Raw genomic sequence first — 19,997 nt, 5'->3', positions numbered from 1 at the left:
CTCGGTGGCGGCGATGCGACAGAATTAACCGCAACCCCACCGAAGAGGAAACCATGAGTGCTAGACCCGAAGACGAACGATTAAGCCCTGGCCGCACGGTGGCTTACGGCTTCCAACACGTGCTGACCATGTACGGCGGCATCATCGCCCCGCCACTGGTCATGGGCGGGGCTGCCGGCATGGACACCGCGCAGATGGGCGTGCTGGTGGCCTGCTGCCTGTTCATCGGCGGCCTGGCCACCATCCTGCAAACCCTGGGCGTTCCGTTCTTCGGCGCGCAGCTGCCGCTGGTGCAGGGCACTTCCTTCTCCGGAGTGGCCACCATGATCGCGATCCTGAACGGCGGCGGTGGCATGCCCGCGGTGTTCGGCGCGGTGCTCGCCGCCGGCGCGATCGGCATCGTGATCGCCCCGTTCTTCGCCAAGCTCCTGCGCTTCTTTCCGCCGGTGGTCACCGGCGTGGTCATCACCATCATCGGCGTCTCGCTCTTCCCGGTCACCGCGGATTGGGCCATGGGCGGCTCGGCGGCCGGCGAGAGCTACGGCTCGATGAAGAACATCACCCTGGCGGTCATCACCCTGGTGATCCTGCTGGCCCTGTCCAAGTCCGGCGTCGCGGCCCTCTCTCGCCTGTCGATCCTGCTCTCCATCGTGCTGGGCACGATCGTGGCGGTCTTCATGGGCATGACCGACTTCTCCCAGGTGCTCACCGGCGACATCTTCGCGGTGCCTACCCCGTTCGCCTTCGGCGCCCCGGTCTTCGAGATCAGCGCCATCATCTCGATGATGATCGTCATCCTGGTGACCTACACCGAAACCACCGCCGACATGCTCGCGGTTGCCGAAGTCACCGGCTCCAAGGTCGACGCCCGGCGCATCGCCAACGGCCTGCGCGCCGATATGCTCTCCTCCACGGTGGCGCCGGTCTTCAACACCTTCACCCAGTCGGCCTTCGCGCAGAACGTCGGACTGGTCGCGATCACCGGGGTCAAGAGCCGCTTCGTCGTCGCTGCCGGCGGCGGCATCCTGGTGGTCCTGGGCCTGCTGCCGGTGCTCGGCCGTGTCATCGCTTCGATCCCGCAGCCGGTGCTCGGCGGCGCCGGCGTGGTGCTCTTCGGCTCGGTCGCAGCTGCGGGCATCCGCACCCTGGCCAAGGCCAAGGATGACAATATGAACATGCTGATCATCGCGACTTCGCTGGCCTTTGGCTGCATCCCGATGGTCAAGCCCGACTTCTACGCCGCGTTCCCCACCTGGGTCGGCACCATCTTCCAGTCGAGCATTTCCTCGGCGACAATCATGGCCGTGCTGTTGAACATCATCTTCAACGAACTGTCCTGGGGCAAGAAGGAAACCTCGCAGCGCAGCATCTACAAGTACCAGCTGGCCGGCCTCGAAGACGGCGATCGACTCGTTGACGGCAAGCTCTACGACCAGCAGGGACTGGAAGTGCAGATCATTGCCGAACAGCCGGGCCAAGCCGGGGATCGGCCGATGCCCCAAGGCTAGCTCCCGGCCGCGGGCGCATTCGAGCACCACAACCTCGATTGCGCCCGCTCGACACCGCTTTTCCTGCCTTGATCATCCGTCAAACCCTCGTCTGACATGCGACTTTACCATGTTCTAAAAGTTATCCACCCGCAACCAAATACTCGAAGACATATTCGAACAACAGGCGTAAAATAAGAATATGTCCGAAACAACGATCCCCCGCACGGGTACCCCCAACCCAGAGAACCACGGCAACTACACCGCCATGGTCCTCGGGCTGGAAGCCGACCTGGCCCGGATCGAAGAACACGGCACCACCGAAGAATGCCTCGAAGCCATCTCCCTGCTCGAAACCCTCACCTCCTCCGCGGATTACCACAAAGCCGCGTTGAGCCACCAAGCTGAAATCAACATCACCCGCAACAACACCCAAAAAGGCACATTCACCCAGCTGAACCGCGGAGCCGCCGCCAGCGTCGCCCTGGCCCGCAAAGCAGACCCCCACGGCTACGGCGCCTACCTGGAAAACTGCCGCATCCTCTTCAACGACACCCCGCACCTGGCCGCAGCCTACAGCCGCGGCGAATACACCGAAACACAGATGCGCGCCATCCTCACCCCGCTGCGCGGAGTCAAAGCAGAGCGGCGCAAGGAATTCGATGACTTCTACGCTCTGAACCCGGCCATGTTCCACAACCTGGGCAACCGGAAAATCGGCGACACCGTCAAGGACTTCACCCTCGCCTACGGCAGTGACGACCAGTGCAAAGAGCAAAAAGCCGCCGACGAGCAACGCCACGTGAAATTCACCGCCCACCCAGCCACCGGCACGATGACCCTGCACGCGCACCTGCCACTGGCCGCCGGCATCGCCATGAAAAACGAGATCAAAGCCAAATCCCAAAGCCTCAAAGCCGCAGGCGATGAACGCACCCGCGCCCAGATCGAAGCAGACTACCTCGCCAGCTTCTGCACCAACCCCGACGCCAAAGTCCCCGTGAACCTGAACATCGGGCTGATCATGACCGACAAAACCCTGTTCCTCGGCGGCCGGCAGCCCGCCTACCTCGAAGGGTACGGCGTGATCGCACCGCAGTACGCGCGGGAGCTGGTCGCGGGCCAGGAGATCAGCAACAACATGACCCTGGCTGAAATGGCGAAAACCCGGTCTCCGGCCTTCATTGAACAAATGGAAGCCACGGTGGAACTCATCCGCCTCTATACCGCTCCAGGGGATAAAGATCTGATCGCGATGGATTCCAAAGCGCGGATTTTCCCGGAGAAAATGAAGAAGTTCATCAAGATGCGCGACCGCGGGTGCCGCACCCCGTTCTGTGACGGGATGATCGAAGAATACGACCATGTCACCCAGGTCTATCTCGGTGGGCATACCTGTGTGATCAACTCCGACGGACGGTGCAAGTTCTGCAACCAGGCCAAGGAAACCCCGGGATGGCAGGAAATCGTGATTGCGTCCGGCCCGCATGAGGTGAAGATCGCGACCGGAATGGGCCCGACCTATCATTCCACTGCGCCGCCTGCGACGGGCTTCGCGCATAAGCCGTACCCGCAGTGCATGAGTGAAGCTGATTGGGTGCGATCTTTCGAAGAATGGCTGAACCGGCCAACAGATACTGGCAGCAGTCCGCCCGGCATCGAGGACATCCCCGCCTGACGGGGGATGGAAGAGTCGTTGATTACCTGTTGGATACACCAATCGCCCCAGAAAACACTGGGGCGATTGAGACCAAACGGTAAAAACTACTTATCGTTCTTGTCGCCGGTCATTGTAATTGGCTGAACTCCAGAATTCGGGAAACATCCAATTGGACTCTGGTTGGATTCAGCAACGATATCCAAGCACTTGGAAGTCAGAGTCTCAGGGGTCAAAGACCGCTCCAGAATCTTGTTGGCTTCGGCTTCAGCAGTACTGGTCTGCTTGCGCTGTTCAGCAACGCGCGTTTTGGCTGCTTCTGCCTGAAGCTCATTAATGCGGTTCTGGGTTGGCTCATCGAAGTTGATGATCGGCAAAGTAACGGAGCGAATCTCGATCTGCGTCTTGACCTTGGCCTGCATCTTTTCCTGCACGGCCTTAGCCAAGCCCTCAAGATCCTGTCCGCCCTTGGATGGTTCGGTGTAAGCCAGCGGATCGTAAGTCGCCATGACTTCGTTCAAGGTCGCGCGGAAGTTTCGATCCACCAGGTTCGACTGGATGCCTTCAAAAGTGCGGTAATCCAAGAAGACGTCCATCGCGTCATCGGTCTTCAACTGCCACTGAATCGAAGCATCAACATTGGCGCGGCCGTTGTTGCCCAAGCGAACGGGAATGCCGCTATCGCCGGAATAGACGTCGTTCTGCACGGAACCGTCCAGCTTCTCGACCTTTTCCCATGGCCACTTCAAGTGGAAGCCGTTGCTCACTACAGAAGTCGGCTTGCCCAGAGCAACCTTCACGCCAACGGTGCGAGGCTGGACGATGGTGGTGGACATGATAGCCACAACGATCAGCGAGACTACGAAGATGCCAACACCGCTCGCGCGGGTGGCGCTGCGGTTCTTGTTTTCGGGTTTCATTGACTTGCCGACAAGCATGACGATCAGGCCGATGAAGGTGCAGAAGAGCGCAAAAATGGTGGGAAACATGATCTCCTCAGTGTTGTGATGACACTGAATATTCTATCGAATGGATCAGAAAGATCATGGCTGCAACGCCGACTGTGTCGGGAAAGGTCAAGCGCATCGCCTCCGATCAAGGTGACGCACTACACTCGAAACCATGCAACAACGAGAACTTGGACGAACACAACGCAACGTATCGGTCATCGGTTTGGGAACCTGGCAGCTGGGGGCTGACTGGGGATCGGTCGAGGAATCGGATGCTCTGGCAGTACTGGATTCCGCCTTCGCAGCCGGAGTGAACTTCTTCGACACCGCCGACGTGTATGGAGATGGCCGCAGTGAACAATTGATCGGCACGTGGCTGAAGAACAATCCGGAAGCCAACGTCACGGTCGCCACCAAAATGGGGCGCCGGGTGGATCAGATTCCAGAAAACTACAACCTCGACGCGTTCCGCGCATGGAACGATCGCTCGCGCGCGAACCTCGGCGTGGACACCCTCGATCTGGTGCAGCTGCACTGCCCGCCAACCTCGGTCTACACCACCGAAGCCACCTATGATGCGTTGGATCTGATGGTGGAAGAAGGGCGCATGGCCAACTACGGCGTTTCGGTGGAAACCGTCGAGGAAGCCCTGGCCGCCATCGCCCGGCCGAATATCGCCACCGTGCAGATCATCATCAACGCCTTCCGCCACAAGCCGCTGGAGGTTGTTCTGCCAGCAGCGCGCGAGGCGGGCGTCGGGATTATTGCGCGCGTTCCGCTGGCCAGCGGACTGCTGACCAACCGGTACACCCTGCAGACCGAATTCGCGAAGGACGATCACCGCAACTACAACCGTGACGGTTCAGCTTTCGACGTAGGGGAGACTTTCTCGGGCGTGGACTACGCGACCGGTGTTGCAGCGGCGGGAGAGTTCGCCCAGCTGGCAGCGGCAGAAGCCCCGGAGGCAACCAGCGCACAGGTGGCTCTGGCCTGGCTGGCTGCGCAGGACGGGATCAGCACCATCATTCCCGGCGCGCGCAACCCGGAACAGGCCCGAGCCAACGCCGCCGCCGGATCGCTGGAAATCTCCGAGGGCTTCAATGTCTCGGTGCGCGATCTCTACGATACGAAGCTGCGCGCGCAAATCCACCCGCGCTGGTAACAACGCGGGTGGATCAGGCGATTTAGCGCTGCGGCGCTCCGACCGGAATGCTGGTTCCAAGTGACACCGGCTCGGCGGGGCGTCGCTGGCCGCGCTCGGACACGTATTCCAGATCGGTATCCGGCTGCGCGGTGTTCACGAAGGAGCGGAAGCGCTTGAGCTTGACCGGGTCGGCCAGGGTGGCGGCCCACTCATCTTCGTAGTTGGCCACATGGGCTTCCATGGCCTCTTCCAGCTCCTGCGCCAGGCCCAGGGAATCGTCGACGACGATCTGCTTGGCGCGTTCCAGCCCGCCGTCGAGGTCCTGGAGCCAGTGCGCGGTGCGCTGCAGCTTGTCGGCGGTGCGGATGTAGTACATCAGGTAGCGGTCGATGTACTTCAGCAGCGTCTCATCATCCAAGCCGCCAGCCAGCAGCTGTGCGTGAGCCGGATTGGCACCGCCATTGCCGCCGACGTAGAGGTTCCAGCCATCGGTCGTGGCGATCACGCCGATGTCCTTGGCGCGGGCCTCGGCGCATTCGCGGGCGCAGCCGGAGACACCCATCTTGAACTTATGCGGGGCACGCAGTCCGCGGTAGCGCAGCTCCATCTTGATGCCCATCGCGGTGGAGTCGAGCATGCCGTAGCGGCACCAGGAGGAACCAACGCAGGTTTTCACATTGCGCAGGGACTTGCCGTAGGCCTGGCCGGATTCGAACCCGGCGTCCACCAGTTCACGCCAGATTTCAGGCAGCTGCTCCAGCCGGGCACCGAACATGTCGATGCGCAGGCCACCGGTGAGCTTGGTGTACAAGCCGTACTTCTGCGCGACGGCGGCGATCACGCCGAGCTTCTCCGGGGTGATTTCACCACCTGGGATGCGCGGAACCACCGAGTAGGTGCCGTCCTTTTGCATATTGGCCAGCACGCGGTCGTTGGTGTCCTGGGCCCCGGCCAGGCCGGCATCCATCGGGTGCACCGAGGTCTGCGAAGAGAGGATGTTGGCGATGACCGGCTTGCAGATATCGCATCCTGCTCCGGAACCGAAGCGTTCCATGACCTCGCCGAAGGTGGTGGCGCCGGCGACGCGGATCGCTTCAAAGAGCTCGGGACGCGAGAAGGAGATGTGTTCGCACAGGGCGGTGGAGACTTCGGCACCGTCCTTTTTCATCTGTGATTCCATCAGCTTCTTGAGCATTGGCACGCAAGAACCGCATTGGGTGCCGGCGCGGGTGCAGCCCTTCAGGCCAGCCACCGTGGTGACCGGATCGTTGCCTGCGCAACTGCCGCAACCGGAGACGGCATCGCGGATGTCCCCGGCCAACACGTTGTTGCAGGAGCACAGCACCGCGTCATCGGGCAGTTCGCCCTCAGGCGCTTCGCCGCCGATCGCGCTGAGGTACGCGCCGGGTTCGCCGGGAAGCTCGCGGCCCAGCATCGGGCGCAGCGACTGGTACGGGCTGGCATCGCCGACAAAGATGCCGCCGAGCAGGGTCTTGGCATCGGCGGAAACGACGAGCTTCTGGTACAGGCCGCGCGGGGCGTCGGCGTAGACCACTTCCAGCGCGCCGTCGGTCTGGGCGAAGGCATCGCCGAAGCTGGCGACATCAACGCCGGAAAGCTTGAGCTTGGTGGCGGTGTCGAAGCCGGCAAATTCGGCTTGGCCGCCGGCGAGCTGTTCGGCGACGATTTCCGCCATGGAGTTCGCCGGGGCGACCAGGCCCACGCACATGCCGTCGAAGTTCGCGACCTCGCCAACAGCCCAGATGTGCTCGATGTCGGTGGCGCAGTTGGCGTTGATGACAACACCGCCGCGCTGGCCCAGGGTGAAACGCGGGGCATCGCTGCCGGAGAGGTCAAGCTCCTGGTTGTAGCGGCGGGCGAGCTCGTCGCGTGGGGTCAGGCCGATGGATACGACGACCATATCGGCCTCGACCACCTGGTCGTTGGCCAGGATGACGCCGGTGACATTGCCGGACTCGGTGATGATTTCCTTGGGTCGGTAGCCGGCGTGGATCGTGAATCCGGTTTCGTTGATCAATCGGCCCATGGCCTGCCCGGCGCCTTCATCCAGCTGGGCGTTCATCAGCCACTTGCCGCTGTTGATTACCACGGCCTGCGCGCCCAGGGCCTGTGCGCCGGCGGCCGCTTCCAAACCGAGCAGGCCGCCACCCACGGTGGCGACTACCGGGGTGCGGCCCAGCGTGGTTTTCAATTCTTCGATCTTTTCCGCGATCGACCAGACATCTTCGAGGGTGCGGTAGACGAAGCTGTGCTCGTGGCCCGGGATGCTCAGAGTCGCGGCATCCGAACCGGTGGCCAGCACCAGCTCGTCGTAGCTGAAGGTGCGGCCATCCTCGGTAGTGACGATGCGCTGCTCGCTGTCGATGGCGACGGCCTTGGCCCCGGTTTCCAGAGTGACATGGTCGGCTTCCCAGAGGGCGGTGTCGCCCAGGGTCAGGTCGATTTCGCGATCAGTCAGCGCCTTGGAGAGGGCAACGCGGTCGTAGGGTAGGTGGACTTCTTCGGTCAGCACGGTGATGTTCAGGTTCTGCGGGGCGCGGCTGGCCAGCGATTCGGTGAAGCGATGTGCTGCCGGGCCGCCGCCGATAACCAAGATGCGACGTTCAGTGTTCGTTGTACCCATGATCTATTTCGACTTTCGCTGGGAAACGGGATGTAACAGGTTCTTGGTTACAGCGTAGAAAGCCGTTTTTGCCGTGCAATTTCTCTTGTGTTTCGGCAGATGTAAATCTCTTCCCCAACCATCGGGCGCCCGGTTAAACCTACGAAACATGGTGGAATCATAGATTTCGGCCGCGTGAATCGCTGGCCGGGTCAATGGTCGAAAAACCCCGGATTTCCGGGCGATTTGGGATCTCACTATGGATGCTGCGGCTGTTAGCCAGGGTTTACCGACTAGCAACTGCCCACGGCCTTGGGTGAAACATGGGACTTCTAGGCTCGTTATATCAGCGAACAACTACCTAAGGACGATGGTCATGAGCCTGAACTTCGCAGAAAAGACCATGGATACGATGCCGGCCTTCGCCCCAGTATGCCGCAGCGAAGAACTTGAGCCAGGCTGGGGCGAAGCCCTGCTGCTCAAAGGCGCCCAGCTGGCACTGTTCCGCACCGATGCCAACGCTTTCTACGCGTCCTCGCACCACTGCCCGACCACCGGCGCCAAGGTCATGGCCCGCGGCATCCTTGGCAGCACCGTGGTGGACGGCCAGCTTGTAGCGACCATCGCCTGCCCGCTGCATAAAGAGGTATACCGCTTGGATACCGGTGCCTGCCTGAACGCGGATTCGCCAGCCCTGCCGCTGCATCAGCTTATCGAGGGCGACGGGCAATTGTGGTTGGAACAGATCTAGCACTCACAGCAAACTCGAAAACAACAAAGAACACCGGGACGAGAAATCCTCCCGGTGTTCTTTATTGCCGCTTATTGCCCTAGGCCAGGGCGGGCGCTTTTTTCAGCAGTTCCTCGATCTTAGACTTGCAGCCGCCGCACCCGGTGCCGGCGCGGCAGGACTCGCCCACCTGGGCCACGGTGGTGCAGCCTTCGGAGACGGAATGCGTGACCTGCCCGTAGGTGGCTCCGGAGCAGCGGCACAATTGGTCCTCGTCGCTCGGGACCGAGGAGGCCGGATCGACGGCTGGATCATCAAGGCGCAATAGGGTGGAGCGGTCCTGGGGCAGTGCCGAGCCGCGTTCGTAGGCGAGGATCAGCTCCGCGCTGGTCTGCGGCAGTCCGATGGACAGGAATCCGGTGACCACATCGTTGTCGGTGACGATCTTCAGGTATCGGCCGGTGGCCGGGTCGGCGAACATCGTTGCCTGCAATTCCGGACTGTCCCAGAAGCCGGCGCTGATATCGCCGGCGGCGGCCACCTCGATGCCCTGGCCCTTGAGCATGAGCACGTCGGAGGCGGAGAAATCCGGGGCCGGGAGCTCGGCATCGGTGGACAGGTGCTGCGCCAGCCAACTGGCCTGGGCCCAGCCCGGGGCGAGCAGGCCGACCGGCGGCTGGCCGTCGACCTCGGCGCAATCGCCGAGCGCGTAGATGCGCTGTTCGGTATCGGCGCAGAGGAACTGGTTGGTTTTGATGCCACGGCCCACGGCCAGGCCGCAGCCTTCGGCGAGCTCGGTGCGGGCGCGGACGCCGGTGGAAATCAGCAGGGCGCCGCCGGGGATCTGCCCGTGGGTGGAGGTGGCCAGGGCGTTGAAGCCGTGCTCGTCCTTGGTGATTCCGGTGGCCTTGACTTCGGAAATCACTTCCACGCCGGCCTGTTTCAGGCAGCGGGTGAGCAGGGCTCCGCCGTCGGCATCCACCACGCGGCCCAGCGGGGCGGCACCATGGTGGATCAGGGTGGGCGAACCGCCCGCGGCGGCGATCGCCAGGGCGGCCTCGATGCCCAGAATGCCGCCGCCGAGAATGAGCACCCGGCGTTCGGCGGCCAGGGCGCTGCGCAATTTCTGAGCGTCGTGCATGGTGCGCAGGGCAAAAACGCCCTCGGGCAGTTCGGCATCGGCATGCGGGTCGAAGTTCAGCCCGTTCAGGGTGGGGATCATGGCGCGGGCGCCGGTGGCGAACACCAGCCGGTCATAGGACACCGGTTCCTGGCCGCGGATCAGCACCCGGCGTCGTGCCCGGTCCACGCCGGTGGCCTGGGCGCCGAGGCGAAGCTTCACTCCGGCGTTGACCAGGCGCGGGGCATCGACCATGAGCAGGTGCTCGAACTGTGCAGCGCCGATCGCCAGTTCGGCGAGCATGACCCGGTTGTAGGCCAGGTGCTCTTCGGCGCTGATCACGGTCAGTTCGCAGTCGCCGGCGGCCGCCGAAGGCAGCAGGCCTTCGATCAGGGAAGCGGCCACCGGGCCGAAGCCGATGATCACAATCTGTTCAGGACGCTTCATGATTCTCCCTCGATCGGGTTCAGAGACACATGGGCATGCTTAAATTCGGGCATCGAGCTGAACGGGTCCACGCTCGGGCTGGTCAGCAGGTTGGCGGTGCCGTCCCGGGGATAGTGGAAGGGCAGGAAAACGGTGTCCAGCCGCATGTCAGCGGTGAGCTTTGCGCGCGCGATCGTGGTGCCGCGCTGGTTGGATACCTGAACCATTTGGCCGTCGCTGATGCCGTGGGCCAGCGCGGTGCTCGGGTGGATTTCCAGGGCCGCTTCCGGTGCGGCGGCGGCCAGCTCGTCTACGCGGCGGGTCTGCGCGCCGGACTGGTAGTGCTCCAACAGGCGGCCGGTGACCAGCGAGATCTGCTTGGCCGGCACGGTATTCGGGGCGTAGACCGCGATGATTTTCGCCTTGCCATCCGGGTGCGCAAAGCGGTCGAGGAACAGCCGCGGGGTGCCATTGCGGGCACCAGGTTCGGTGCTGATGGCGTTGCCTTCGGGGCAGGGCCAGTAGATCGCCGCGCCCTGGTCCACATCCTGCCAGCTCACGCCGGAGTAGTCGGCGATCCCGCCGGCCGAGGCGAGCTTGAGCTCCTCGAAAACCTCGACGGCGTTGGGGGAGAAGTTGCCCGGGGCCTGCAGCCGTTGGGCCAGTTGGGAGAAGATCCACAATTCGCTTTTGGCCTCGCCTGGTGCGTCGATCGCGGCGCGGCGGCGCAGGATCCGGCCCTCCAGGTTGGTCATGGTGCCTTCCTCTTCGGCCCACTGCAGGACCGGGAGCACCAGGTGGGCTTCGGCGGCGGTTTCGGAGAGGAAGAAGTCGGCGACTACCAGGAAGTCCAGGCGGCGCAGCGCGGCGAAGATCTGGTTGGCGTCCGGGGCGGAGACCACGGGGTTGGCGCCGTGGACCATGAGCATGCGCGGCCCGCCCTCGGCGCCCAGGGAATTGAGCAGCTGCACTGCCGGGATGCCGGGGCCGGGAATCATCTCGGGGTCAACGCCCCAGGCCTTGGCCACGTGGGCGCGGTGTTCCGGGTCGGCGATCTTGCGGTAGCCGGGCAGCTGGTCGCATTTCTGGCCGTGTTCGCGGCCGCCCTGGCCATTGCCCTGGCCTGTGATGGTGCCATAGCCCCCGGCCAGGGTTCCGGGCAGGCCCAATAGCAGGGCGAGGTTGATGGCGGCGGTGACGGTGTCGGTGCCGTTGGAATGCTGTTCGATGCCGCGGCCGGTAAGGATGTACACCGGGTGGCCGCCATTCTTGGCTTCGCGGGCGGCGGCGGCCAGGGCGCGGGCGGTGCGGCGGATCTGATCGGCGGGCACGCCGGTGATTTTGGCGGTGCGCTCTGGCCACCAGGCGGACACCGATGAGCGCAGTTCCGCCAGCCCGGTGGTGCGTTCGGCGAGGTACTCGGTGTCCATCAGCGATTCGGCGATAACCACGTGGGCCAGGCCCAGCAGCAGCTGCAGGTCGGTGGCCGGGGTGGGCTGCAGGTGCCAGCCGGCGCCCTCGGCGCTGAGCTTGGCGGTGGCCGATCGGCGGGGATCAACCACGACCAGGCCGCCGCGTTCCCGCACGGTTTGCAGGTGCCGGACGAAGGGCGGCATGGTGTCGGCGACATTGGAGCCGAGCATCAGGATCATGCCGGCCTTATCCAGGTCGGCCAGCGGGAAGGGCAGCCCGCGGTCCAGCCCGAAGGCCTTGTTGGTGCCGGCGGCCGCGGAGGACATGCAGAATCGGCCGTTGTAATCGATTCGCGAGGTGCCCAGGGCGAGGCGGGCGAACTTGCCCATCTGGTAGGCCTTTTCGTTGGTCAGCGAGCCGGAGCCGAACATCGCGACCGCGTCGGCCCCGGATTCTTCGCGGATGCCGCGGGCCTTGCCGGCCACCAGATCCAGCGCGGTGTCCCAGTCGATGGCGGCGAAACTGCCATCGGCTTGGCGCAGCATCGGGGAGGTGATGCGGTCGGGGTGGGCCAGCAGCTTGGCGGCGCTGAAGCCTTTGCGGCATAGGGCCCCGCCATTGGTTTCGAAGTCCCGGCCGCCCAGGGTGGTGGCGCCGGCCGGGCCTTGAAGGGTGATGCCGCACTGCAGGGCGCAGTAGGGGCAGTGGGTGGCGGTCATTTTAGACTCCATGCTGGGCGAAACGGGTCCCGCGGCGAGCGTAGTTGAACCAGGTCATCAGCATCAGCCCGAGGTAGGCGGCGATGAAGACGATGAATGCAGGGGTGTAGGAGCCGGCGCTGGACATGGACAGCCCCAGTGCCTGCGGGATCAGGAATCCGCCGTAGGCGCCGATCGCGGAGATCAATCCCAGCGCGGCCGCTGACTTGCGTGATGCCTCGGCGCCCTTGGAGCCCACGCCCAGGGCGAAGACCGCCGGGATCATCCGGTAGGTGGAGCCGTTGCCGATGCCGGTGGCGGCGAAGAGCATCAGGAAGAGGACCAGGAAGAGCCAGAAGTTGGCCAGCGGCAGGGTCACGACGACCAGTGCGGTGATCAGCGCCATGACGGCCAGCGAGAGCACGGTGATTTTTGCGCCGCCGTGGCGGTCAGCCATTTTGCCGCCGTAAGGGCGGGAGAGTGAGCCGACCAGTGGGCCGAGGAAGGCCAGGGTCAGGGTAGCGGTGCCCAGCGGGATGCGAGAGAAGTCAGGGAAGGTATCAACGATCAGCTTGGGGAAGACTGCGGCAAATCCGATGAACGAGCCGAAGGTTCCCACGTACAGGCAGGCGATGATCCACAGGTGCTTTTCCTTCAGGCAGGCGATTGCCCCGCGCACATCGGACTTGGCTGAGGTCAGGTTGTTCATGTAGCGCCATGCGCCGAAGGCCGAGATGAGGATCAGCGGGATCCAGATGACTCCGGCCAGGGGCAGCTGCAGCGAGCCGGCGGCGAAGATCGTGATGGCGATCGGGACCAGCAGCTGGGCCACGGCGGCACCGAGGTTGCCGCCGGCGGCGTTCAGGCCCAGGGCCCAGCCCTTTTGCGCGGCGGGGTAGAAGTGGGTGATGTTGGCCATCGAGGAGGCGAAGTTTCCGCCGCCGAAGCCGGTCAGCGCTGCCAGCATCAGCATCACGCCGAAGGGGGTGCTGGTGTTGGCCAGCGCGAAGCTCAGTCCGACCGCCGGGATCAGCAGCAGCAGGGCGGAGACGATGGTCCAGTTGCGTCCGCCGAAGCGGGCGACCATGAAGGTGTAGGGGATGCGCAGCGTGGCGCCGACCAGGCTCGGCATGGAGATCAGCCAGAACAACTGGGAGGTGCTGTATTCGAAGCCGGCGGTGGGGAGGTAGACGACCACGATGGCAAAGAGCTGCCAGATGCTGAAGCCGAGGAATTCGGCGAAGATCGACCACTTCAGGTTGCGGCCGGCGGTGCTTTGGCCGATTCTGTTCCAGAAGGCCGGGTCTTCGGGGGTCCAGTTGTTGATCCATCGTCCGGGACGGATATCCAGGGATGGTGCGGTGTCGGTACGCAGTTGCGTTCCCGGGTCTACTTGTGAGCTCACGGCATTCTTTCCCTTCGCAGGTAACTGATGCTTAGAGCATGGCAAAGCGGTATTTCACGAAGGTGCAATGGTTGTTGCACCGAAGGGAATTTAAAATCACGGATGCGCTTTTGGGGCCGATAGAGATTTGTAATGCGTTGGAAACGCAAAAAATCGCTAATTATTCATAATGTGAAAAAACAATCTCAAAAAACATTGCGAGGCCTAGATCACGCTGATACTCTCATACGTGTCTATGGCGGGCACCCTCACAGGGTCGCTATCTACCGGGCGTGCAACTGATAAATTCAGCAGCCGAGTACGGCCGGATCACCACGGGTCACCGGATGATGCGTCGTGCTTGTCTACAGCATGAGGAGACACGCGATGAGCGTTAACACCACTGGCCAAGACTATCTTTCGATGGCCATCAACCTTGCCACCCAGAACGTCCACAATGCCGGAGGCCCCTTTGGCGCCGTGGTCGTCACCCCCGATGGACAGGTTTTCGAAGGCGTCAACCGGGTCACTGCCAGCAATGATCCCTCCGCCCACGCAGAAGTGGTCGCCATCCGCACCGCTGCCGCCGCGCTGGAGAACTTCGATCTGAGCGGCTGCGTTCTCTACACCAGCTGCGAACCATGCCCGATGTGCCTGGCCACCTCGCTCTGGGCCCGCATCTCCAAGGTCTACTTCGCCGCCGACCGCCACGACGCCGCCAAGGCAGGCTTTGACGATGCCGTGTTCTACGAATACTTCGAAGCAGGCTCGGACCACGCCCTGATGCCGGTGCAGCACTTCGAGGATGACGCCGTTGAACACCTCAAGCCATTTGACGCTTGGGACTCGCTGGAATCCCGCACCGATTACTAGGCGCCGGCCATGACGACGCTCAGCGAAAAGCACGACGTTGCCAACTACGCGCCGCAACCGGGTGGAGCCAGGAAACTGCTGGACTCGCTGTTCAGCATAAGCCAACGCGGTTCCACCCTGGGCCGCGAAGTACGCGGCGGGCTGGTCACCTTCTTCACGATGGCCTACATCGTCATCCTGAACCCGCTGATCATCGGCGGCTTCAGCCCCGAAGCCGCGCCGGTGGACGTGGCCGGCAACTGGTTGCCGGCCGCCCAGGTCGGGGCGATGACCTCGCTGACCGCTGCGGTGATGACCATCCTCTTCGGCTTGATCGCCAACCTGCCCTTCGCCCTGGCCGCCGGACTGGGAATGAACTCCTTCCTGGCTGTCTCGGTAGTGCAGGAAGTGACCTGGCCCGAAGCCATGGGGCTGGTAGTGATCAACGGCGTGCTGATCGTCCTCTTCGGGATGACCGGCATCCGCACCGCGATCTTCCGGGCCATCCCGAAGGACCTGAAGGCCGCCATCACCGTGGGCATCGGCCTGTTCATCACCTTCATCGGCTTTGTGGACTCCGGCTTTGTCACGCGTACCGAAGCCGGCCCGCCGGTGCAGCTGGGCGATGGCGGATCGATCGTCTCGATCCCGACCATGATCTTCGTGCTGGGCCTGCTGATCATGGGCGGGCTGGTAGCCCGCGGGGTGCAGGGCGGGATCCTGATCGGCATCGTCATCTCCACGGTGCTGGCGGTGATCGCCGAGCAGGTGTTCAAGATCGGGCCGAACAGCGACACCAACCCGCACGGCTGGCACCTGAATATGCCGGTGCTGCAGGGCAATATCGTCTCGCTGCCGGACCTGTCGCTGGCCGGGGAGTTCGACCTGTTCGGCTCCTTCAGCCGGATCGGCGTGCTGGCCGCGACCATGCTGGTCTTCACCCTGGTGTTCACGAACTTCTTTGACGCCATGGGCACCATGACCGGCCTGGCCAAGAACGCCGGGCTGGCCAGCAAGGACGGGACCTTCCCGCGGCTCAAGGCCGCCTTCGTGATCGAAGGCCTGGGCGCGGTGGCCGGCGGTGCCGGATCCAGCTCGTCGAATACGGTCTATGTGGATTCGGCTGCCGGGATCGGGGAAGGGGCGCGCACCGGGCTCGCCTCGGTCATTACCGGGCTGTTGTTCCTGGGCTCCATGTTCTTCACGCCGCTGACGTCGGTGGTGCCGATGGAAGTGGCCGCGGCGGCGCTGGTTCTGGTGGGCACCATGATGTGCGCGCAGATCCGCGAGATCAACTTCAAGCGCTTCTCTTCGGCCATGCCGGCCTTCCTGACCCTGATCACCATGCCGCTGACCTATTCGATCGCCAACGGCATCGGCGCAGGCTTCATCGCCTGGGTGGTGGTCAATACCGCGGCCGGGCGGCATAAGAAGGTGCACCCGCTGATGTGGATCGTGGCCGCCGGCTTCCTGGTGTACTTCGCACGAGGACCGCTGACCCTGCTGATGGGTTGATGTGATCCGGGTTATATTTGAGTCCAGCACGGGAATGAAGGAGAAGCTGATCATGGGTGAAAGCATCGCCTGGTCCAAGGGCCAGATCGCGCACGGACACTAAGCGCGGTTTTTCCCGCACAGTATCCAAATCATTCATGGTGCGCCCGTTGAACGGGTGCAGGAGGTGTCAACGGCATGAGTGCCGAAAATTCCCTGAAAACCGGTTGCCGGATCACCGTCAACGGCAACGAACTGGACTTCGCCGGTCCACCGCACAGCAACGCGCTGGACTTCCTGCGCAACCAGGGCCTGGTAGGCAGCAAGGAAGGCTGCGCCGAAGGCGAATGCGGTGCCTGCGCCATCCTGGTGGCCCGCAGCGATGCCGACGGCAGCCGGTGGACCTCGGTGAATGCCTGCCTGGTGCCCGCCGCGGCGCTCGACGGGCAGGAAGTGGTCACCGCCGAAGGCCTGGGCAGCGTGGATCAGCTGCACCCGGTCCAGCAGGAAATGGCCGATCGCGGCGGATCCCAGTGCGGATACTGCACCCCGGGCTTCATCTGCTCCATGGCCGCCGAATACTACCGGCCAGAACGCGCCGAACAGCACCGCGGCGGGCATCCGGCGGACCATGAATGCGGCCCGAACGGATTCGACCTGCATTCGCTGTCCGGGAACCTGTGCCGCTGCACCGGCTATCGTCCGATTCGCGACGCCGCCTATGCGCTGGGCGATCCCGCCGCGGACGATCCCTTGGCGGCCCGCCAGGCCCAGGGCGCTCCGGCACCGGTGGCCACCGACCTTTTGGCCGCCGATACCCCCACCGGGCAGCTCGGACGCTTCCGCCGCCCGGCCAGTTTGGGCGAAGCCCTGCAGATCCTGGCCGACGAACCGGAGACCACCGTCGTGGCAGGCAGTACCGATTGGGGAGTGGATGTCAACATCAAGGGCGCCCGAGCTCGCAGCGTGCTGGCCATCGACCGGCTCGAAGAACTGCGCCAGCTGCGCTGGGAAAAGGACTTCCTGGAGATCGGCGCGAGCCTGACCCTCAGCGAGATCGAACGCCAACTGGCAGGAGACGTGCCGCTGTTGGGCCAGCTTTTCGGACAGTTCGCGTCCCGGCTGATCCGCAACTCGGCCACCATGGGAGGCAACCTCGGCACCGGATCTCCGATCGGCGACACCCCGCCGGCCTTGCTGGCTTTGAACGCGCAGCTGGTGCTCACCAGCGTTCAAGGCCCGCGCGTGGTGGAACTCTCTGAGTATTTCACCGGGTACCGGCAGACCGTGCGTGACGCCGGCGAGCTGATCACCGCGATCCGCGTTCCTTTGCCGTTGGCAACCCATACCAGCTTCCAGAAGATCTCCAAGCGCCGCTTCGACGATATTTCCTCGGTCGCCGTGGGCTACGCGCTGAACGTGGTGGATGGGGTGATCACTTCCGCACGCATCGGCCTGGGCGGTGTGGCCGCCACCCCGCTGCGCGCCGTGGCCACCGAAGCCATGCTGGAAGGCAAGCCGTGGACGCTTGAGACGATTCGTGCCGCGGCCACCGTGATGGCGTCCGAAGGCACACCGATGGATGACCACCGAGCCAGCGCGAAGTACCGCAAAGCCATGCTTGCCTCGTCCCTGGAACGTTTTTATGCACAACAACTAGCGGTGCCAGCCCCGAACAAGGAGGTGCAGCCATGAGCCAGCTATCCCAACGCCCCGAAGCAGCGATTGTCGGCCAGCGCCACCGCCATGAATCGGCGGCGGCCCACGTTACCGGCACCGCCCTGTACACCGATGATCTGGCCCATCGGCTTGCTGGAGTTCTGCACGCGTACCCGGTGCAATCAACGGTTGCCCACGCAAAAATCCTGGGCCTTGATACCGCGCCAGCGCTGGGAATCCCGGGAGTCATCCAGGTCATCACCGCCGCCGATATCCCGGGAGTCAACGACCAGGGTGCCAAGCATGATGAGCCCCTGCTTCCGGTGGATGAAGTCATGTTCTATGGCCAGCCGGTGGCCTGGGTCCTCGGCGAAGATCTGGAAGCCGCCAAGGCTGGAGCCAAAGCGGTCTCGGTGGACTACGAGCCGCTGGAATCCTTGATCACCGTGCAAGATGCCATCAAAGCCAATAGCTTCCACGGCATCCAGCCGGTGATCCAGAAGGGCGATTGGGACGCCGGGTTCGAGCAGGCCGCCCACGTTTTCGAGGGCGACTTCGACTTCGCCGGGCAGGAGCACTTCTACCTGGAAACGCAGAATTCGCTGGCGCTCGTTGATGAGAGCGGACAGATCCTGATCCACTGCTCAACCCAGCACCCTACCGAAACCCAGGACATCGTCTCCCACGTGCTCGGCGTGCCGGCGCACGAAATCTCCGTGCAGGTCTTGCGCATGGGCGGCGGCTTCGGCGGCAAGGAAATGCAGCCGCACGGTTATGCAGCCGTGGCTGCCCTGGGCGCCAAGCTGACCGGACGGCCGGTGCGGGTGCGCCTGGATCGCACCTTGGATATCACCATGACCGGTAAGCGCCACGGCTTCTACGCCACCTGGAAAATCGGCTTTGATGAACAGGGGCGGATCCTTGCCCTGGATGCCCAGCTGACTGCCGATGGCGGTTGGAGCCTGGATCTTTCTGAACCGGTTCTCACCCGTGCCATGTGCCATATCGACAATTCCTACTGGATTCCGAATGTCCGGGTCTCCGGGCGGGTGGCCAAATGCCATAAGACCTCGCAGACCGCCTTCCGCGGGTTCGGCGGTCCGCAGGGCATGTTGGTGATGGAAGATATCTTGGGCCGGGTCGCACCGCAGCTGGGAATCGAGGCCCGCGAACTGCGCCGGCTCAACTTCTACACCGAAGGCCAGGACACCCCGTACTACCAGCCGGTGCGCCATCCCGAGCGCATCGACGCAGCCTGGCAGCAGGTCCTCGACTCAGCGGACGTGGCAGCGCGCGAAGCAGAAATTGCCGAGTTCAACAAGAACAATCCCTACAGCAAGCGAGCGCTGGCGATCACTCCGGTGAAGTTCGGCATCTCCTTCAACCTCACCGCCTTCAACCAGGGCGGGGCGCTGGTATTGGTCTATAAAGACGGTTCGGTACTGGTGAACCACGGTGGCACCGAAATGGGCCAGGGCCTGCACACCAAAATGCTGCAGGTGGCGGCAACCAGTCTGGGAGTGCCATTATCCAGCGTGCGCATTGCCCCAACGCGCACCGACAAGGTGCCCAATACCTCGGCCACCGCCGCCAGTTCGGGCAGCGACTTGAACGGCGGGGCGGTCAAAGATGCGTGCGAGCAGATCCAGGCCCGGCTGTCCCAGGTAGCTGCCGGCAAATTCGGAGTCCCGGCCGCGGATATCCGCTTTGCCCACGGCAAGATCACCGCATTGGGCAAAACCGAAGAACTCGAATGGAACGACGTGGTCCGCGATGCCTACATGCAGCGCATCCAACTCTCGGCCGCGGGATACTACCGGACCGAAGGATTGCATTGGGATCTGTCGCGCATGACCGGAAGCCCGTTCAAGTACTTCTCCTATGGGGTGGCCGCCAGTGAGGTGGAAGTCAGCAGCTTTGACGGCTCCTATGTCTTGCGCCGGGTGGATATCGTTCATGACGTGGGCGATTCCCTCTCGCCAATGATCGACCTGGGACAGATCGAAGGCGGTTTTGTCCAGGGCACTGGCTGGTTGACACTGGAAGACCTGCGCTGGGATACCTCCGATGGCCCGGGCCGCGGACGGGTGGCTACCCAGGCGGCCAGCACCTACAAGATCCCGAGCTTCTCTGAAATGCCAGAAGTCTTCAACGTTGCCCTGCTGGACAAGGCTCATGAAGAAGGCGTGGTGTACGGCTCCAAAGCGGTCGGCGAACCGCCGCTGATGCTGGCCTTCTCGGTGCGTGAAGCATTGCGCCAAGCGGTCGCTGCTTTTGGCCCGGAAGGTTCATCGGTCCAATTAGCTTCACCTGCAACTCCTGAAGCGGTGTTCTGGGCTATCGACTCGGTGCGTGGGTAA

At 63.4% G+C, this 19,997-nt stretch carries 13 protein-coding genes; 8 read left to right on the top strand and 5 right to left on the bottom strand.

All coding sequences use genetic code 11. The features are described from left to right. Positions 1-53 precede the first annotated feature (53 nt). Together D3791_RS05935 and D3791_RS05930 are read left to right on the top strand one after the other, a co-directional pair. Positions 54-1,508 carry a nucleobase:cation symporter-2 family protein gene (locus D3791_RS05935; RefSeq protein ID WP_172511581.1) on the top strand — a complete coding sequence of 485 codons (1,455 nt, stop codon included), beginning with the start codon at positions 54-56 and terminating at the stop codon, positions 1,506-1,508. A gap of 181 nt (positions 1,509-1,689) precedes the next feature. After that, the gene (locus D3791_RS05930) at positions 1,690-3,165 is read left to right on the top strand and encodes an HNH endonuclease (protein WP_172511580.1); all 1,476 of its coding nucleotides are present in this window, start codon (positions 1,690-1,692) and stop codon (positions 3,163-3,165) included. An 86-nt stretch (positions 3,166-3,251) separates the two neighbouring features. Here the strand turns inward: D3791_RS05930 and D3791_RS05925 are convergent, their stop codons facing one another. Continuing rightward, on the bottom strand, positions 3,252-4,133 hold the full coding sequence (locus tag D3791_RS05925) for an SPFH domain-containing protein (RefSeq protein WP_172511579.1): 882 nt from the start codon (positions 4,131-4,133) through the stop codon (positions 3,252-3,254). Between the two features lie 133 nt (positions 4,134-4,266). Here D3791_RS05925 and D3791_RS05920 point away from each other — a divergent pair, with 133 nt between their 5' ends. After that, complete coding sequence (locus D3791_RS05920) at positions 4,267-5,256, top strand: aldo/keto reductase (protein ID WP_172511578.1); 990 nt, start codon at positions 4,267-4,269, stop codon at positions 5,254-5,256. 22 nt (positions 5,257-5,278) lie between these two features. Here the strand turns inward: D3791_RS05920 and nirB are convergent, their stop codons facing one another. After that, on the bottom strand, positions 5,279-7,882 hold the full coding sequence (gene nirB / locus D3791_RS05915; RefSeq protein ID WP_172511577.1) for a nitrite reductase large subunit NirB: 2,604 nt from the start codon (positions 7,880-7,882) through the stop codon (positions 5,279-5,281). 355 nt (positions 7,883-8,237) lie between these two features. Between nirB and nirD the strand changes: the two genes are divergently transcribed. Beyond that, on the top strand, positions 8,238-8,612 hold the full coding sequence (gene nirD, locus D3791_RS05910) for a nitrite reductase small subunit NirD (RefSeq protein WP_035762366.1): 375 nt from the start codon (positions 8,238-8,240) through the stop codon (positions 8,610-8,612). A gap of 79 nt (positions 8,613-8,691) precedes the next feature. Here nirD and D3791_RS05905 read toward each other — a convergent pair whose 3' ends face one another. From D3791_RS05905 to D3791_RS05895, 3 genes are read right to left on the bottom strand one after another with little or no spacing between them, the layout of a single operon-like run. Beyond that, the gene (locus D3791_RS05905) at positions 8,692-10,158 is read right to left on the bottom strand and encodes an FAD-dependent oxidoreductase (RefSeq protein ID WP_172511576.1); all 1,467 of its coding nucleotides are present in this window, start codon (positions 10,156-10,158) and stop codon (positions 8,692-8,694) included. Continuing rightward, complete coding sequence (locus tag D3791_RS05900) at positions 10,155-12,269, bottom strand: molybdopterin oxidoreductase family protein (protein ID WP_172511575.1); 2,115 nt, start codon at positions 12,267-12,269, stop codon at positions 10,155-10,157. Before D3791_RS05900 ends, D3791_RS05905 begins: the two co-directional genes overlap by 4 nt. Before the next feature lies 1 nt (position 12,270). Next, positions 12,271-13,653, bottom strand: coding sequence for an MFS transporter (locus D3791_RS05895; protein ID WP_172511574.1), 1,383 nt, complete (start codon positions 13,651-13,653; stop codon positions 12,271-12,273). A 366-nt stretch (positions 13,654-14,019) separates the two neighbouring features. On the opposite strand from D3791_RS05895, the gene D3791_RS05890 reads away from it, so the two are divergent. The 4 genes from D3791_RS05890 to xdhB all read left to right on the top strand — a co-directional run bounded on the left by D3791_RS05890 (position 14,020) and on the right by xdhB (position 19,997). After that, positions 14,020-14,505, top strand: coding sequence for a nucleoside deaminase (locus tag D3791_RS05890; protein WP_022876225.1), 486 nt, complete (start codon positions 14,020-14,022; stop codon positions 14,503-14,505). A 9-nt stretch (positions 14,506-14,514) separates the two neighbouring features. Then, the gene (locus tag D3791_RS05885; protein ID WP_172511573.1) at positions 14,515-15,999 is read left to right on the top strand and encodes an NCS2 family permease; all 1,485 of its coding nucleotides are present in this window, start codon (positions 14,515-14,517) and stop codon (positions 15,997-15,999) included. 177 nt (positions 16,000-16,176) lie between these two features. Continuing rightward, positions 16,177-17,673, top strand: coding sequence for a xanthine dehydrogenase small subunit (locus D3791_RS05880; protein ID WP_022876222.1), 1,497 nt, complete (start codon positions 16,177-16,179; stop codon positions 17,671-17,673). After that, the gene (xdhB, locus tag D3791_RS05875) at positions 17,670-19,997 is read left to right on the top strand and encodes a xanthine dehydrogenase molybdopterin binding subunit (RefSeq protein ID WP_172511572.1); all 2,328 of its coding nucleotides are present in this window, start codon (positions 17,670-17,672) and stop codon (positions 19,995-19,997) included. The genes D3791_RS05880 and xdhB overlap by 4 nt, the downstream gene beginning before the upstream one ends.

Origin of the sequence: Glutamicibacter mishrai, from assembly GCF_012221945.1 — a bacterium.
Taxonomy (GTDB): Bacteria; Actinomycetota; Actinomycetes; order Actinomycetales; family Micrococcaceae; genus Glutamicibacter; species Glutamicibacter mishrai.
The sequence above is the reverse complement of the archived record's forward strand: the minus strand, read 5'-3'. Positions and strand labels throughout refer to the sequence as shown.

What these genes read in the sequence shown, in the direction of transcription:
- D3791_RS05930 (WP_172511580.1), top strand. Translation starts at nt 1,690, where the DNA reads ATGTCCGAAACAACGATCCCCCGCACGGGTACCCCCAACCCAGAGAAC.
- D3791_RS05900 (WP_172511575.1), bottom strand. Translation starts at nt 12,269, where the DNA reads ATGACCGCCACCCACTGCCCCTACTGCGCCCTGCAGTGCGGCATCACC.
- D3791_RS05880 (WP_022876222.1), top strand. Translation starts at nt 16,177, where the DNA reads ATGAGTGCCGAAAATTCCCTGAAAACCGGTTGCCGGATCACCGTCAAC.
- D3791_RS05935 (WP_172511581.1), top strand. Translation starts at nt 54, where the DNA reads ATGAGTGCTAGACCCGAAGACGAACGATTAAGCCCTGGCCGCACGGTG.
- nirD (WP_035762366.1), top strand. Translation starts at nt 8,238, where the DNA reads ATGAGCCTGAACTTCGCAGAAAAGACCATGGATACGATGCCGGCCTTC.
- nirB (WP_172511577.1), bottom strand. Translation starts at nt 7,882, where the DNA reads ATGGGTACAACGAACACTGAACGTCGCATCTTGGTTATCGGCGGCGGC.
- D3791_RS05920 (WP_172511578.1), top strand. Translation starts at nt 4,267, where the DNA reads ATGCAACAACGAGAACTTGGACGAACACAACGCAACGTATCGGTCATC.
- D3791_RS05925 (WP_172511579.1), bottom strand. Translation starts at nt 4,133, where the DNA reads ATGTTTCCCACCATTTTTGCGCTCTTCTGCACCTTCATCGGCCTGATC.
- D3791_RS05885 (WP_172511573.1), top strand. Translation starts at nt 14,515, where the DNA reads ATGACGACGCTCAGCGAAAAGCACGACGTTGCCAACTACGCGCCGCAA.
- xdhB (WP_172511572.1), top strand. Translation starts at nt 17,670, where the DNA reads ATGAGCCAGCTATCCCAACGCCCCGAAGCAGCGATTGTCGGCCAGCGC.
- D3791_RS05890 (WP_022876225.1), top strand. Translation starts at nt 14,020, where the DNA reads ATGAGCGTTAACACCACTGGCCAAGACTATCTTTCGATGGCCATCAAC.
- D3791_RS05905 (WP_172511576.1), bottom strand. Translation starts at nt 10,158, where the DNA reads ATGAAGCGTCCTGAACAGATTGTGATCATCGGCTTCGGCCCGGTGGCC.